This window comes from Mesorhizobium sp. M1428 (assembly GCF_040317515.1).
Lineage (GTDB): Bacteria > Pseudomonadota > Alphaproteobacteria > Rhizobiales > Rhizobiaceae > Mesorhizobium.
Map to the genome: position 1 here is coordinate 80,971 of NZ_JAMYKT010000013.1, position 14,442 is coordinate 95,412.

General features: G+C 61.8%; 17 protein-coding genes. 10 read left to right on the plus strand and 7 right to left on the minus strand.

Translation table 11 applies throughout. The annotated features are described in order from the left end of the window. The first annotated feature begins 123 nt into the window (after positions 1-123). Both NKG60_RS19335 and NKG60_RS19340 read left to right on the plus strand, forming a co-directional pair. Positions 124-1,608, plus strand: coding sequence for a carboxypeptidase M32 (locus NKG60_RS19335; protein WP_352975356.1), 1,485 nt, complete (start codon positions 124-126; stop codon positions 1,606-1,608). Positions 1,609-1,814: 206 nt separating this feature from the next. Beyond that, positions 1,815-3,842: a DUF3857 domain-containing protein gene (locus NKG60_RS19340; protein ID WP_352666141.1), complete on the plus strand. Its 2,028-nt coding sequence runs from the start codon at positions 1,815-1,817 to the stop codon at positions 3,840-3,842. 121 nt (positions 3,843-3,963) lie between these two features. Here the strand turns inward: NKG60_RS19340 and NKG60_RS19345 are convergent, their stop codons facing one another. Further along, complete coding sequence (locus NKG60_RS19345) at positions 3,964-5,766, minus strand: ABC transporter transmembrane domain-containing protein (protein WP_352666139.1); 1,803 nt, start codon at positions 5,764-5,766, stop codon at positions 3,964-3,966. A 204-nt stretch (positions 5,767-5,970) separates the two neighbouring features. Between NKG60_RS19345 and rpmE the strand changes: the two genes are divergently transcribed. Beyond that, positions 5,971-6,192 carry a 50S ribosomal protein L31 gene (rpmE, locus tag NKG60_RS19350; protein ID WP_006327661.1) on the plus strand — a complete coding sequence of 74 codons (222 nt, stop codon included), beginning with the start codon at positions 5,971-5,973 and terminating at the stop codon, positions 6,190-6,192. Between the two features lie 96 nt (positions 6,193-6,288). Continuing rightward, positions 6,289-6,789, plus strand: a complete 501-nt coding sequence (locus tag NKG60_RS19355; RefSeq protein ID WP_352666137.1) for a hypothetical protein — start codon at positions 6,289-6,291, stop codon at positions 6,787-6,789. Between the two features lie 9 nt (positions 6,790-6,798). Here the strand turns inward: NKG60_RS19355 and NKG60_RS19360 are convergent, their stop codons facing one another. Then, complete coding sequence (locus NKG60_RS19360) at positions 6,799-7,440, minus strand: TetR/AcrR family transcriptional regulator (protein ID WP_352865546.1); 642 nt, start codon at positions 7,438-7,440, stop codon at positions 6,799-6,801. A gap of 112 nt (positions 7,441-7,552) precedes the next feature. Between NKG60_RS19360 and NKG60_RS19365 the strand changes: the two genes are divergently transcribed. Both NKG60_RS19365 and NKG60_RS19370 read left to right on the plus strand, forming a co-directional pair. Further along, entirely contained in the window at positions 7,553-8,386 is an 834-nt protein-coding gene (locus tag NKG60_RS19365; protein WP_352865549.1) for an NAD(P)H-binding protein, read from the plus strand. Between the two features lies 1 nt (position 8,387). Further along, a complete protein-coding gene (locus NKG60_RS19370; RefSeq protein ID WP_352666133.1) occupies positions 8,388-8,867 on the plus strand; it encodes an anthrone oxygenase family protein in 480 nt (159 codons plus the stop codon). A 26-nt stretch (positions 8,868-8,893) separates the two neighbouring features. Here the strand turns inward: NKG60_RS19370 and NKG60_RS19375 are convergent, their stop codons facing one another. From NKG60_RS19375 to NKG60_RS19385, 3 genes are all read right to left on the minus strand, one after another. Further along, on the minus strand, positions 8,894-9,202 hold the full coding sequence (locus tag NKG60_RS19375; RefSeq protein ID WP_352666131.1) for an Rdx family protein: 309 nt from the start codon (positions 9,200-9,202) through the stop codon (positions 8,894-8,896). Next, on the minus strand, positions 9,199-9,948 hold the full coding sequence (locus tag NKG60_RS19380; protein WP_023678028.1) for a YebC/PmpR family DNA-binding transcriptional regulator: 750 nt from the start codon (positions 9,946-9,948) through the stop codon (positions 9,199-9,201). Before NKG60_RS19380 ends, NKG60_RS19375 begins: the two co-directional genes overlap by 4 nt. A gap of 235 nt (positions 9,949-10,183) precedes the next feature. Beyond that, positions 10,184-10,507 carry an ArsR/SmtB family transcription factor gene (locus NKG60_RS19385; protein ID WP_352975357.1) on the minus strand — a complete coding sequence of 108 codons (324 nt, stop codon included), beginning with the start codon at positions 10,505-10,507 and terminating at the stop codon, positions 10,184-10,186. A gap of 51 nt (positions 10,508-10,558) precedes the next feature. Between NKG60_RS19385 and NKG60_RS19390 the strand changes: the two genes are divergently transcribed. The 4 genes from NKG60_RS19390 to NKG60_RS19405 are packed head-to-tail and all read left to right on the plus strand — an operon-like array spanning position 10,559 to position 12,378. Beyond that, positions 10,559-11,041: an SRPBCC domain-containing protein gene (locus NKG60_RS19390; protein WP_352714480.1), complete on the plus strand. Its 483-nt coding sequence runs from the start codon at positions 10,559-10,561 to the stop codon at positions 11,039-11,041. Positions 11,042-11,069: 28 nt separating this feature from the next. After that, positions 11,070-11,462: a VOC family protein gene (locus NKG60_RS19395; RefSeq protein ID WP_352666126.1), complete on the plus strand. Its 393-nt coding sequence runs from the start codon at positions 11,070-11,072 to the stop codon at positions 11,460-11,462. 55 nt (positions 11,463-11,517) lie between these two features. After that, entirely contained in the window at positions 11,518-11,880 is a 363-nt protein-coding gene (locus NKG60_RS19400; RefSeq protein ID WP_352666125.1) for a VOC family protein, read from the plus strand. Between the two features lie 30 nt (positions 11,881-11,910). Then, positions 11,911-12,378 carry an SRPBCC family protein gene (locus NKG60_RS19405; RefSeq protein WP_352666123.1) on the plus strand — a complete coding sequence of 156 codons (468 nt, stop codon included), beginning with the start codon at positions 11,911-11,913 and terminating at the stop codon, positions 12,376-12,378. A 367-nt stretch (positions 12,379-12,745) separates the two neighbouring features. Here NKG60_RS19405 and NKG60_RS19410 read toward each other — a convergent pair whose 3' ends face one another. Then, positions 12,746-13,510 (minus strand): TerC family protein, encoded by a 765-nt coding sequence (locus NKG60_RS19410; RefSeq protein WP_023678035.1) that lies wholly within the window; start codon positions 13,508-13,510, stop codon positions 12,746-12,748. 70 nt (positions 13,511-13,580) lie between these two features. Then, positions 13,581-14,405: a TIGR00282 family metallophosphoesterase gene (locus NKG60_RS19415; RefSeq protein ID WP_023678036.1), complete on the minus strand. Its 825-nt coding sequence runs from the start codon at positions 14,403-14,405 to the stop codon at positions 13,581-13,583. Positions 14,406-14,442: the final 37 nt, after the last annotated feature.

The following is a 14,442-nucleotide window of genomic DNA, read 5'->3' on the forward strand; positions in this document are numbered from 1 at the left end:
AGCCCAACGCCAGCGCAATCAGCGCCAGCGCTGGCGGCAATGCATCGTTCGCGGACGGCTTTCGGGGTTGCCAACAGTTTTGCATTGGTATCTTTTCCCGCCGTCAAATCAGCGGAATCCACAATGTCCTTTCAAAAACTCGACGACCTCGGCCACAAGCTCGAAGCGCTGGAACACGCCCTCGCCATCCTCGGCGCCGACGAGGCGACCTATATGGCGGTCGGCGGCGGCGAGAAGCGCGCGGAGGCAATGTCGGCGCTTGCCGGCATGCACCATGCCCGGGCAACGGCGCCGGAGATTGCCGACTGGATCGCGGCGGCCGAGCAGGAGGCGCTGAACGAAGAGCAGCAGGCCGCGGTCAGGGAATTCCGCCGGCAATACACCAACCTGACCTGCCTGCCGGTCGAGTTCGTCGAGCGCCAGACGACCGCGCGCATGCGCTCCGAGCAGCTCTGGCGCGACCTGCGAGCCAAGAACGACTGGGCCGGCTTCCTGCCGGCGCTGGAAGGCGTCCTGGCACTGGTCCGCGAGGAGGCAGCCCTTCGCGCCGAGGTGCTCGGGCTCGAGCCTTACGACGCGCTGATGGAGCAATATGACCCGGGCAATCGCACCGCCGACATCACGCCTGTGTTTGCCGAGTTGAAGACCTTCCTGAAAGGCTTCGTACCGGAGGCACTGGCCGTGCAGGAAGAGCGGCTGGCGAAACATCCGCTGAAGCCGCTTTCCGGCAGCTACCCCCTGGACAAGCAGCGCGAGCTTGGCCTCGCCATGATGGCGGCAGTCGGGTTCGACCTCACCCACGGCTCGCTGTCGGTTTCGCACCATCCGTTCTGCGGCGGGGTGCCGAGCGACGTGCGCATCACCACGCGCTACAAGACTTCGGATTTCCTGTCGGCGCTGATGGGCGTGCTGCACGAGACCGGCCATGCGCTGTACGAGCAGAACCTGCCGAAGGCGTGGGCGCACTGGCCGCTCGGCAAAGCGCGCGGCATGGCGGTGCATGAAAGCCAGAGCCTGTTCGTCGAAAAGCAGATCGGCCGCAATCCAGAATTCTGGCGCTGGGCGCTGCCGGTGGTCGAAAGGCACCTCGGCGAGAGCTGGACAATCGACGACATCCTGCCGCATGTGCACCGGGTCGAGCGCGGCCTGATCCGCGTCGATGCCGACGAGGTCACCTATCCGCTGCATGTCATCCTGCGCTACGAGCTGGAGCAGGAGCTTGTCTCGGGTCGGCTGGAGGCAGCCGACCTGCCCGAGGCCTGGGATGCCAAGATGCGCGATTATCTCGGCCTGTCGACATCAGACAATCCGGCTGATGGTCCGATGCAGGACGTCCACTGGCCGGGTGCCGCCTTCGGCTATTTCCCCTCCTACACACTCGGCGCCATGATGGCGGCGCAGCAATGGGCGGCGCTGACCAGAGATCATCCTTCAGCCGACGAAGACCTCGCCAAGGGAGATTTCGCCGCGATCAACGACTGGCGCCGCAAAAGGATTTGGTCGCAAGGCTCGCGCTGGTCGACGCCGGAATTGCTCGAACGCGCCACCGGCGAAAAGCTCAATGCCGTGCATTTCACCGACCATCTGAAGAAGCGGTACGGGAACTGAGCCGCTTCATCTATTCCCGGTTCTTGCCGCGGTGACTGCAGAAATCCGCGAAACTGGCCTTTACTTTGGTGGGAAAGCCTCTGAAAAAGGAGTTCTTCCAAGTTGGGCGAGCGTAGATGTCTATCTGTTACAGTTTTCATAGGATGAAGTCTTTCTGGCCCCGCTTGGTATTTTTCATCTTATTGATCGGCCTGAGTTCTCCGGCCATGTCCGACGACATGGTTCTCAAGGGTCCGGCAGAAAGCTGGGTAGAGCAGCTTGATATTCCGGCTGCCGATCCCGCCCGATCGGATCAAATCAAGAATGGCGTTTCATGGCTGCTCTCGGACGACCAGATCAAGCATCGTGCCGGCGGCTACATCGAGTACTCGCGCACCGTCTATAAGATCGTCGACCGTCCCGGCCTGGATCGTGGCGCGAGCATCGATCTGCAGTTCGATCCGTCCCGGCACAAGGTCACGCTCAACCATCTTCACATCATCCGCGATGGTGCCGTTCTGGACCGGCTGGAAGGCGTCGAATTCGACATCTTCCGCAGGGAAAGAGACGCCGAGAAAGGCGTCTTCGACGGCTGGCTGACAGCACATGTCAACATCGATGACGTGCGCGCCGGCGACATCGTCGATTACGGGTCGACCTACGAAGTAACACCGCTGGTCGGCAAGGATCTTTTCTTCAAGAATTTCTCCACCGAATGGGAAGAACCGGTAGCGCTTATCCGTACAAGCATCATTTGGCCTTCGGGCCAGCCGCTCGAGATCAAGACCAGGGGGACCCGACTCAAGCCCTCAATCTCCTCGACTGGGCCAGACACCACCTATCTGTGGGAAATCTCAAACCCGAAACCGGTCAATGTCGAGGATAACCTGCCCGTGACCTATCCGGGCTGGGGCTCCATCGATGTCGCGTCTACCGCGAATTGGCAAAGTGTGGTCGATGCTGTTGCGCCCTATTACAAGCCAGCGACCGTTTTTCCCTCGGCTTTTGCCGCAAAGCTCGACGACATCGCTCTGCGGCATCCGGTGCCCGAAGACCGGATGGTCGAGGCAATGCGGTTGGTGCAGGACCAGATCCGCTATGTAAGCCTGTCGATGGGTGCCGGTTCCTACGTTCCGCGTGATCCCGCGACGGTCATCCTGAGCGGGTTCGGTGACTGCAAGGACAAGGCCCTGCTGCTGGTTTCGTCGCTTGTGCGGCTTGGCATTGCTGCCGAGGTCGCCTTGGCCGATCTCGACGAGGGACGGGCCCTGGACCAGCATCTGCCGGCGCTTCGCGATTTCGACCATGCCATCGTCAAGGCAAGGATCGGAGCAAAGACATATTGGCTGGACGCCACGAACTATCTTCAGGGTGGCAGGGCGCACAATCTCGCACAGCCGGACTACGGCTTCGCGCTGCCGCTTTCCAGCACCGGCGGGTTGGAGAAGATGCCGAGCCCTGTACTCACCAGCCCATCGATCCAGATCGCCGAGGAATTCGACTTTCCGCCGAAACCGGGCGATCCCCTCGTGCTGACCGTCTTCTCGACATATGAGGATGCCGATGCCGATTGGATGCGCGGCAATTTCGCCAGCCGGTCGCTGAGCGAGGTGTCGGACGCTTACCTGAAATATTACAACAAGCAATATCCGGGCATCCAAACCATCGCCAAGCCGGAAATCGTGGATCGCCGCGACGGCAACATAGTGAGCGTGAAGGAAAGTTATCGCTTGCCGGCGGAGGCGCTGGCGGCCAACGATCTGGCAAAGAATTTCCCGATCCGCGCGGCCGATCTCGGCAACAACTCTTTTCCAACCCCGACAATCGTCGACCGAACCGGGCCCGTCTCCCTCGGCCCCCAGCTCTACCGCCGCCACAAGGTGACCGTGCGCAACCTCAAGGCGAGATTTTCCGGCGAGTCGATGAAAAACGTCGTGACGCCCTATCTGTCTCTCAAGGCGTCCTGGTCCAACACGCCCACCGAATTTCAAGTTGAATGGAACTTTCAGACGCTGGCAACTGAAGTGCCGGCGAAGGCGATTGCCGATTATCTGAAAACCGTCGATGAGGTCGCAGACCAAATTCGCTGGCAGTACGATTTTACCTATGAAGAGCCGCCTGCCGATGTGCAGCTCAGCGATCCGGCAAGGGAGCAGCGACAGACCGTCGCCAGCATGCTTTTGTTGTCGTTGCTTGTCGGCGTTCCCCTGTTCATCGCCTATCGACGCGGCAAACGCCGAGCTTTCGGTAGCTGAAGAATCTCGGCGGCCGCGGGCAGATCATGCCGGTCTTCGGAAAAGATCACCGTCAAACAAGAAGATGAAGCCCAACCCCCGATGAGATCGGGATGGAACAGGCTTCGACTCCGTAGCGATGCTACTCCGCCGCGCCCCTGAAAGCATTCGCCCCGGTCTCAAATTGCAGCTTGGCCAGCCGCGCATAGATACCGCCCTTGGCGACCAGGCTCTGATGCGTGCCTTCCTCGACGATGCGGCCGCCATCCATGACCAGGATGCGATCGGCCTTCAGCACGGTTGCCAGCCGATGCGCGATGACGATCGTGGTGCGGCCCTTCATCAGCCGGTCCAGCGCCGTCTGCACCAGCGTCTCGCTTTCGGCATCTAGCGCCGAGGTCGCCTCATCGAGCAGCAGGATGGGCGCATCGCGCAAAATGGCGCGGGCGATCGCGACGCGCTGGCGCTGGCCGCCCGACAGCGTCACCCCGCGCTCACCGACCTGGCTATCATAGCCCTTTTCGAGTTTTAGGATGAACTCGTCGGCAAGCGCGTCCTTCGCCGCCGCCTCGATCTCGGCCTGGCTGGCGCCAGGCCGGCCAAAGCCGATATTGTCGCGCGCGCTTGCGGCAAAGATGGTGACGTCCTGCGGCACGATGGCGATGCGCGCGCGGATCGCGGCCGGATCGGCCTCGCGCAGATCGATCCCGTCGATGACGATCCTGCCGGCTTCAGGATCGTAGAAGCGTAGAAGCAGCGAAAACACGGTACTCTTGCCGGCGCCGGATGGCCCGACGATCGCCAGCGTCTCACCGGGTTTGACCTGAAAGCTCAGGCCATGGACGGCGGCGCGGTCGGGCCGGGCCGGATAGGAGAAGGAAACATCGTCGAAGCTGATCGCGCCTCTCGCCTTTGCCGGCAGCGGCTTCGGATCGGCCGGCGCCTGGATCGCGGGTTTCTCGGCCAGGATCTCGGTCAGCCGTTCGGCAGCGCCCGCTGCCTGGGACAGTTCGCCCCAGACCTCCGACAAGGCGCCGAGCGCGCCTGCGGCGAACACCGAATAGAGCAGGAATTGGCCAAGCGTGCCCGGCGACAGGGTGCCGTCGAGCACGTCGCGCGAACCGAACCACAGCACCGCCACGACCGACGAAAAGATCATGAAGATGGCGAAGAAGGTGAGAAAGGAGCGGGCAAAGATCGAGGCCCGCGCCGCTTCGAAGGCTGCTTCCACGGCGGATGAAAAATACCTGGTTACAAGCTTCTCGTTGGTGAAGGCCTGCAGCGTGCGCACCGCGCCGATCTGCTCGCTGGCATAGGCGGTGGCATTGGCCAGTGTATCCTGCGCCAGCCGTGACTTGCGCCGCACCGAGCGGCCGAAGGCGACCAGCGGCAGCACGATTAGCGGAATGGCCGCGATGACCAGGCCGGACAGTTTTGGGCTGGTGAAGACCATCATCGCCACAGCGCCGAGGCCGAGGATGACGTTGCGCAGCGCCACCGAGGCGGTGGCACCGACGGCGGATTTGACCTGTGTCGTGTCGGCAGCGAGCCGCGAGACGATCTCGCCCGACTGGGCCGTGTCGAAGAAGGAGGGCGACAGCGTGGTGACGTGGGCAAAGACATCGCGGCGGATATCGGCAACGACGCGCTCGCCGAGCGTGATGACGAAATAGTAGCGGCTGGCCGACGCCGCCGCCAGAACGGCCGCCATCACCACCAGCATGGCGAAATATTCGGCAATGAAGCTGGAATCGGAAGCGGAAAAGCCGTGGTCGATCATCCGCCGCACGGCCAGCGGCAGCGCCAGCGTCGTCGCCGCCGCGATGGCCAGCGAGACGACCGCGCCGATGACCATCTTGCGGTAATGGGTGATGTAGGGAAACAGGCGCTGCAGCGGCCTCAGCGAGCGCCTGCGCTCGTCTGCATCGCCGCTGATGTTCGCCATGACCGTTTCCTTTGGCCCTTTGAGGTTTGCGCCATCAATATGCGCTTGCCACGGCCTTGTGATTCAATTCCGGCTGATGTATAGGCTCGCCGACCGTTTTAGAAGCCGTGGCTCCTCAATAGCTGCGGCTTCGAGTTTTAAAAAGGGGCGCATCGACGCAGGCTTCAGCCCGTCGGCAGCGCCCGGCAAGCCAGGAACAGACCCATGAAGACCGACATCCATCCCGACTATCACACCATCAAGGTCGTCATGACCGACGGCACCGAATACATGACCCGTTCGACCTGGGGCAAGGAAGGCGATACGATGAACCTCGATATCGACCCGACCACCCACCCGGCCTGGACCGGCGGCCAGCAGACCCTGCTCGACCGCGGTGGCCGCCTGTCGAAGTTCAAGAAGCGCTTCGAAGGTTTCGGCCTCTAAGCCGCAGGCCTTTCGCATCAGAAAAAACCCGCCCTTGAGGCGGGTTTTTTCTTGACCTTAAATGCGCGGCGGAACGCATCCGCCAGGGAGGGCGACATGTCTATTCTCGAAGATAAGCGATGTTCCAACCTCATGGGCGGGTACAAGACCATTTATGATCCGCGACCGGCCTTGCGAGCGCTCGCCCTTCAGTACGGTAACAAGTCTATCTGGGATGAACTCTGGAATGAGTTGCATCACCAGGGAGATGTCGGAGACGCATCTTACGCAGCGGTTGTTGAAATCGCTCACATCTCCGAAGGCCACGCTCCCGCCTATTGGGGAGCCTACGGTCTGGCTGCCACCATCGAAGAGGCTCGCCTGGTCGACGGTCGAAACCCGTCAATTCCGGATTGGATCGAACCGCACTACAAAATTGCCTGGCAGACTCTTTTCCAGTTGGCTTTGCGGGATCTGGCACTTTCGGCGGATGACGAGACCATTAACTGCGCATTGGCTGTTGTCGCCCTTTATCGAGGCCTGCTCGACCTCGGCCGAATGGCGATGTGCACGGAGGATGAACGTGCGGAAATGCTGCGGGATTACTTCGGCCGCTAGCGTACAGCTTTACTCGGCCAGCAACTCCCTCAGCGCCATCCGCTTGTAGGCCGCAACCAGCCGGTCGCCTTCCTGCCGCCCGACCGAGATCGCCAGCCGCATTGCGGCCTCGCCCATCTGCCAGATGAGAAATGACGTCGTTTCCAGTGCTTCCGGATCGGCCGACGGCCGCAACCGCTTCAGCACCGCAGTAAGGAATTCGGCGTTGGCCCGGCTGTCGGCAAGCTCAAGTTCGCGCAACGCCTTGTCGGCCTGCGTGCCCGACCAGATGTCGCGCATCACCGGCTCCGCCAGGAACATTCCGTAGTAGATATCTACCAGTTCCGAAAATGCCCGGCGCAGGCCTTCGGCGTCATTGACCTCGGCCAGTGCTGCCGCAATGCAGGCCTGGCTTTCGGCGGTGTAGCGTTCGGCTAGCGCCCAGATGATCGCCCGCTTGTCCGGGAAGAACTGGTAGAGCGAGCCGATCGACACGCAGGCCCTCTCTGCAACCTCGCCCATGCGCATGGCATCGCTACCTTGCTCGGCGATCAGCGCCGAGGCGGCGGCCAACATGCGCTCGACCCGCTCGCGGCTGCGCTGCTGGCTCGGCGCCCGACGCGGCGATGCGATCTGGCCGTCCTGTGAATCCGATACGGCAGAGCCTTCCATCACTGTCTCCAGACGAACAATCAACAAATTGGCTTGACTCGCAAAATACGAGGGTTTATCACGTTTTGCAAATGTGAGGATTACTCACATTTGGAAAACGGAGGAAACCGAAATGACTGACACGACATCGAAACCAATTCTGATACTCGGCGGCACCGGAAAAACCGGCCGCCGCCTTGCCGAGCGGCTGACCGCGCATGGCACGCCGGTGCGGATCGGTTCGCGCTCCGGCAGCCCAAGCTTCGACTGGGAAATTCCGGCGACCTGGGGCCCGGCCTTGCAAGGAGTGAGTGCCGTCTACATCAGCTACTACCCCGACATTGCCGTGCCGGGCGCCGCCGAAGTCGTCGACGCCTTCGCCCGGCTCGCCTTGGCCAACGGTGTCACCCGGCTGGTGCTGCTGTCAGGCCGCGGCGAGACCGAAGCCCAGCGCGCCGAAGAGATGCTGAAAGCCTCGGGCGCTGACTGGACGATCCTGCGCTGCGCCTGGTTCTCGCAGAATTTCAGCGAAGGTTTTCTCGTCGAGTCCTTGCTGGAAGGCGAAGTGGCCTTGCCGGTCAGCAATGTCGGCGAGCCATTCGTCGATGCCGACGACATCGCCGATGCCGCCTTCGTCGCGCTGACCGAGCCAGGCCATGTCGGAGAGCTCTACGAGCTGACCGGGCCGCGGCTGCTGAGCTTCGCCGACGCGGTCGCCGAGATCGGCAGGGCCGCCGGCCGCGACATTCCCTTCAAGCAGATTTCACATGCCGAGTTCACCGTCGCCATCGCCGAGCACGGATTGCCGGCCGAGTTCGCCTGGCTGCTTAACGAGCTGTTCACCGAAGTGCTCGACGGCCGGAACGAGTCGCTGACCGACGGCGTCCAGCGCGTGCTCGGCCGCGCCCCAAAAGACTTTTCCGCCTACGCAACCGAAACTGCCGCCACGGGCATCTGGAGGAACTGACATGATCATGAAACTGCTTCCCACCCTCACCTTCGTCGCTGCCATTGGCTCAGGCGTTGTCGGCGGCGTTTTCTTCGCCTTCTCCAACTTTATCATGCCGGCGCTCGCCCGCTTGCCTGCCGGAGGCGGCATCGCCGCCATGAATTCGATCAACATCACCGTGATTACGCCGACATTCATGACCGCGCTTTTCGGCACCGGGCTGGTCTGTCTTGTCCTTGCAGCCGGCGCTCTTATCGGCTGGAGCCAACCGGGTGCATTCTGGCTCCTCGCCGGCGCCCTGATCTACCTCGTCGGCAACCCGATCGTGACGATGATGTTCAACGTACCGCTCAACAACGCCCTGGCCGCAGTCGATCCGGCAAGCGCCAACGGCGCCGCGGTATGGGCCACTTATCTCAGGGACTGGGTGATGTGGAACCATGTCCGCACCGTCACCGCTATCGTGGCGCTGGGCTGCTTCATCTTCGCATGGCGGTGAATGCAGGACGGAAGTGTAAAAGGCCGTCAGGCAGGGTCCTTCGACTTATGGCCCTTGCGGTCGGCATGGCCGAGATCGCGATCCGGATCGATGACATCGCGAACCAGTTGCTTGAGTTTTGCGGCGTCGGGAAAACCGCCGTCACGCTTGCGGTCCCAGACCAGCGTGTCATTGCAGGAAATGGTGAAGATGCCGCCGGTGCCGGGCACCAGCGTCACTTCGCCGAGATCGGTGCCGAAGGTGGACAACAGCTCCTGCGCCATCCAGCCGGCCCTGAGCAGCCATTGGCACTGGGTGCAATAGGTGATGCGGACGGTGGGCGCCTGTTCGTTCATGCCGCGCTGAGCTTCGCCAAGGTCTCCTCGTCGACCTCGAAATTGGCGTAGACGCTCTGCACGTCGTCGTCGTCTTCGAGCGTCGCGACCAGCTTCATCAGCGATTGTGCCCGCTCCTCGTCGACCGCGATATTGGTCTGCGGCTTCCAGATCGGTTTCACCGATTCAGCCTCGCCGAGTGCGCCTTCCAGCGCCTTCGACACTTCGCCGAGATTCTCGAAGGCGCAATAGATCGTGTGGCCTTCCTCGTCCGACTGGACATCGTCGGCGCCGGCCTCGATCGCTGCGTCCATCACCTTCTCGGCGCTGCCGGCCGATGCCGGATAGTAGATCTCGCCGACGCGGTCCCACATGAACGAAACCGAGCCGGTCTCGCCCATCGCCCCGCCGGCCTTGGTGAAGGCGGCACGCACATTCGACGCCGAGCGGTTGCGGTTGTCGGTCAGCGCCTCGACGATCAGCGCGACACCGCCTGGCCCGTAACCCTCGTAGCGCACGGCTTCGTAGGTCTCGGCATCGCCCATCGACGCCTTGTTGATGGCGCGTTGGATATTGTCCTTCGGCATCGACACCGCCTTGGCATTCTGCACCGCAAGGCGCAGGCGCGGGTTCATCGATGGATCGGGCGTGCCGCTCTTGGCGGCGACGGTGATTTCGCGCGCCAGCTTGGAAAACATTTTCGACCGCACCGCATCCTGGCGGCCCTTGCGGTGCATGATGTTCTTGAACTGTGAATGGCCAGCCATGGCACCCCTGTCGTCTTCTCGGCTAGAGCATCTGCCGCCTGGTGAACCACCCGGCATCTTGCAAAATGCTCGAATTCAAAATTTCAGAACGTCCTGCTGCGTCCTGACGGACGGACGGCGCTCTCTGTCGGAATGGCCGGCTTATAGATAAATCGGCTCACTTCGTCCAGCCGCGCCATTGCTGCCGGCACGCAAGGGTTTCAAGACCCGAAAATCGGCAGGCTTCGGCAACCTTTCACCCCTCAAGATCGGATTTCAGCCGGTCGAGGATGCTGATCGCGTGCGTGGCATATTGGCTGATCCAGCGGTCGTGGATGTGCTTGATCGGCAGCGCGTTGAGATGGTTCCAGCGTTCGCGGCCCTCGCGCCGCGCCACCACCAGGTCGGCCTCCTCCAGCACCTTCAGATGCAGCATGACCGTGCAGCGGTCCCTGTCTGGGAAGGCATCGCACAACATGCCGGTGGTCTGCGGCGCATCCTTCAGCTGGTCCAGCAACGCACGCCGGCGCGGATGCGCCAGCGCCTTGAAAACATTATCGTCCCGCGATTGGCTTGACATGTTATATTTCTATAACATATCGTTGACCCGTTCAAGAAAGGAGCTGTGGATATGTCTCTCGGATTCAGGGTTTCTGGCCGCATCGGCAAACCGGTCGCCGAAGTCTTCGATGCGGTCGTCAATCCGAAGAAGCTCAGCGGCTACTTCACCACGATCGGCGGCGCCAGCGCCCCTCTAGTGGCGGGCGCCGGCGTCGTCTGGTGGGGCAAGGTCCCGGTCGAGGTCGACGAGGTGAAGAAAGACAGCCGCATCGTGCTGCGCTGGGATGCCACCGGCGCCGACGGCAAGCCAGCCTACAAGACCCGCATCGAGATGAATTTCGAGCCGCTCGACGATGGCGGCACCTTCGTCACCATCGCCGAAACCGGCTGGCACGAGGACGCGGTCGGCCTGAAGAAGTCCTACCTCAATTGCGAGGGCTGGTCGCAGATGCTGGCCTGCATGAAGGCCTATGTCGAATACGGCATCAATTTGCGCGACGGCTATTACCGCAGCGAGATGAAGGGCGAGCCGGCCAACGAGAACAACATCTGAAAAGCCACCAAGATGACGGAGGCCTGCGATGAAGCAAGTGACGCCATTTCTGATGTTCGAGGGCAAGGCCGAAGAGGCAATGACCTTCTATTGCGAGACAATCCCCGACAGCAGCGTTCTTGACGTCACACGTTACGGCTCCGGCGAAGACGGCCCGGAAGGAACGGTCAAGCTGGCGCGCGTGTCCATAAGCGGTCTGGAAGTGATGGTCTACAACAGCCCCGTGCACCATGCCTTCACGTTCACGCCGTTGGTCTCGCTGTATGTGGATTGCTCCACGGAGGCAGAGCTGAACGGCATTGTCGAGGCGCTGGCCAAGGACGGCAAATTTCTGATGCCGCTGGACAATTATGGTTTCAGCCGCCGGTTTGCGTGGCTCAACGACAGGTTCGGAGTCTCCTGGCAGATCAATTTGGCATAGCAGGTTCTGGACCGAACCAGCCAATCGAACCTGAACACGGCAATGGAGCCAGCAAATGACCCCGAAGATCACCGGCGGCATTAACATCGCCATGAAAGTCCCGCCGCATCAATACCAGGCGACGATCGCCTTCTATCGCGACGTCGTCGGCCTGAAGCCATTCACGGCCAAGGCGCCGGCCGTCGGCTTCGAACTCGGTCCCAATCGGCTGTGGATCGACGAAGCACCGATGCTGAGCCAGGCCGAGATCTGGCTCGAGCTGTTCACCGATGATTTTCCGGCCGCTGCGGAGCATCTCGCCCAGGCCGGCGTCGTGCGTTGCGACGCCATCGAGGCACTGGGTGAAGGCTTCCGCGGCGGCTGGATCACCAACCCGGCCAACATCATTCACCTGGTGCGCGAGCCCGATGCCTGGTGAACAGGGCGGCGCCGTGGAAAGGAGGACGATATGGAAATCCGTGAAACACCGACCGCCGAAGCCGGCATGCTGATAAGGCGGCCGGTCGCCGACGTATTCGAAGCCTTCGTCGATCCGGCGATCACGACGAAGTTCTGGTTCACCCATGGCAGCGACAGGTTGGACAGCGGCAACGAAATCCGTTGGGAATGGCGCATGTACGGCGTCTCGACGACGGTCAATGTCAGTGAGATCGTCGAAAACAAGAAGATCGTCATGCAATGGAGCGATCCGCCGACCACGGTAGTGTGGACTTTCGCCGAAATGCCCGGCGGCATGACCTTTGTCGAGGTCCGCAATTTCGGCTTTGCCGGCAGCCCCGACGAGCAGGTCAAGCAGGCGATCGATTCGACCGGCGGTTTTGCGCTGGTGCTCGCCGGCGCCAAGGCGTGGCTGGAGCAAGGCCTGACGCTTGGCCTGATCGGCGACCGCCATCCGAAGGGCGTGCCGGCAAATTAGCTCTTCTACACGGGGAATTTGACTCCTTTGGCGAGCCTTCCAAGCGCTGCGCGGTGCCGAAGTTGTGAAATGTCGGCGGGACAGCGCCCCCTCTGCCCTACCGGGCATCTCCCCCACAAGGAGGGAGATTGGCCGTCACCTCTGCCTTCGAAGCTGCCGATCTCCCCCCTTGTGGGGGAGATGTCCGGCAGGACAGAGGGGGGCGCGAAGGATCGCCAGAGAGCGGAGCTTCCGGAATGTCGAAAGTATCGATTTCGCTGTCGGGCAATTCAGCCAGCTTGGCGAGCTGGTCGCGCTGATCCTGGCTGAGATCGTTCCTGCTCATCGAGTCATTCTATCATCAATGTGAACCATTCACATACCCTACTCAGTGCCCGCCGCCCTTTGCCTTCTTCCGCCGCCGCGCCAGCATGTTGAGCCCTTCGACCAGTGCCGAAAAGCCCATGGCGGCGTAGATGTAGCCTTTCGGCACATGGTAACCCATGCCGTCGGCGATCAGCGTCATGCCGATCATCAGCAGGAAGCCGAGGGCCAGCATGACGATGCTGGGATTCCTGGCGATGAAATCAGCCAGCGGCCCGGCCGCCAGCATCATCACGCTCACCGCCACGATCACCGCGATGTACATGATCGCGATTTCGTCGGTCATGCCGACCGCGGTGATGATCGAGTCGATCGAGAAGACGAGGTCGAGCAGCAATATCTGAAAAATGGCGCCGGCCAGCGACAGCTGCAATGTCTCGCCCATCATAGTGTCCTGGTGATCATCGAGATCGACCGTGTGGTGGATCTCCTTGGTCGCCTTCCAGACGAGGAACAGGCCGCCGGCGATCAGGATCAGGTCGCGCCATGAAAAGCCATGGCCGAAGGCGGTGAATATCGGCGTCGTCAGCTGGACGATGATCGAGATGGTGGCCAGCAGGATCAGCCGCATCACCAGCGCGGCGGAGATGCCGAGCCGCCGGGCGCGGGCTCGCTGCGCTACCGGCAATTTGTTGGTCAGGATCGAGATGAAGATCAGATTGTCGATGCCGAGCACGACCTCCAGCACGATCAGCGTCAGCAGCGCGACCCATGCCGTCGGGTCGGAGACAAAGGCGAAATGCGGCGCCAGGAATTCGACTAGCTGCATGGAGGTCGTCCCCTCTACGATCTAGAGCAGTTTCGCCGGCAATTGGGTATTGCAAGCGTCCATATCAATGTCACGACCAGAAGGATGGGGCCGTTTCCTCCAGCCGCGGGCCGCGGCGAAACGGCGCGATCCGTTCGGTCAGGCCGCTACGGTCGGAAATGTCGACGCCAACGCCGCACAATGTCGCCGGTCCGGTCGACGCCTCGAAGCGGCCTTTCGGCACCTTGGACAAGAACCGGTTGAGCGGCTCCTCCTTGTCCATGCCGAGCGAGGAATCGTAATCGCCGCACATGCCGGCATCGGAAATATAACCGGTGCCGCCATTGAGGATCTGGTGATCGCCGGTCGGTTGATGCGTATGGGTACCGACAACAAGGCTGGCACGGCCATCGACGAAATGGGCGAAGCACATTTTTTCCGAGGTCGCCTCGGCATGGAAATCGATGACGATCGCATCGGCCTGCTCGCCAAGCGGACAAGCGGCAAGTTCGCGCTCGCCGGCCTGGAACGGATCGTCGAGTTCGGGATGCATGAACACCCGGCCCATGATGTTGGCGACCAGCACGCGCGCGCCGTTCCTGGCGATGTAAACGCCTGAGCCGCGCCCCGGCGTACCCTTGGGGAAATTGGACGGACGCAGGAAGCGCTCTTCGCGCGGTGCGAAAATCAGCGCATCGCGCTGGTCCCAGACATGGTTGCCGGTGGTGACGACATCGGCGCCGGCCGAGATCGTCTCGCGAAAAATCTCCTCGGTGATGCCGAAGCCGCCGGCGGCGTTCTCGCCATTGACGATGACGAAGTCGAGTTTGAAATCCGAGATCAGGCCGGGCAGTTGTTCCCACACCGCCGTACGTCCTGTCTTGCCGACCATGTCGCCGAGGAAGAGAAGTCTCATATAAGCGTGATCCCGAACCGAAGGTCAGCGAAGCAAA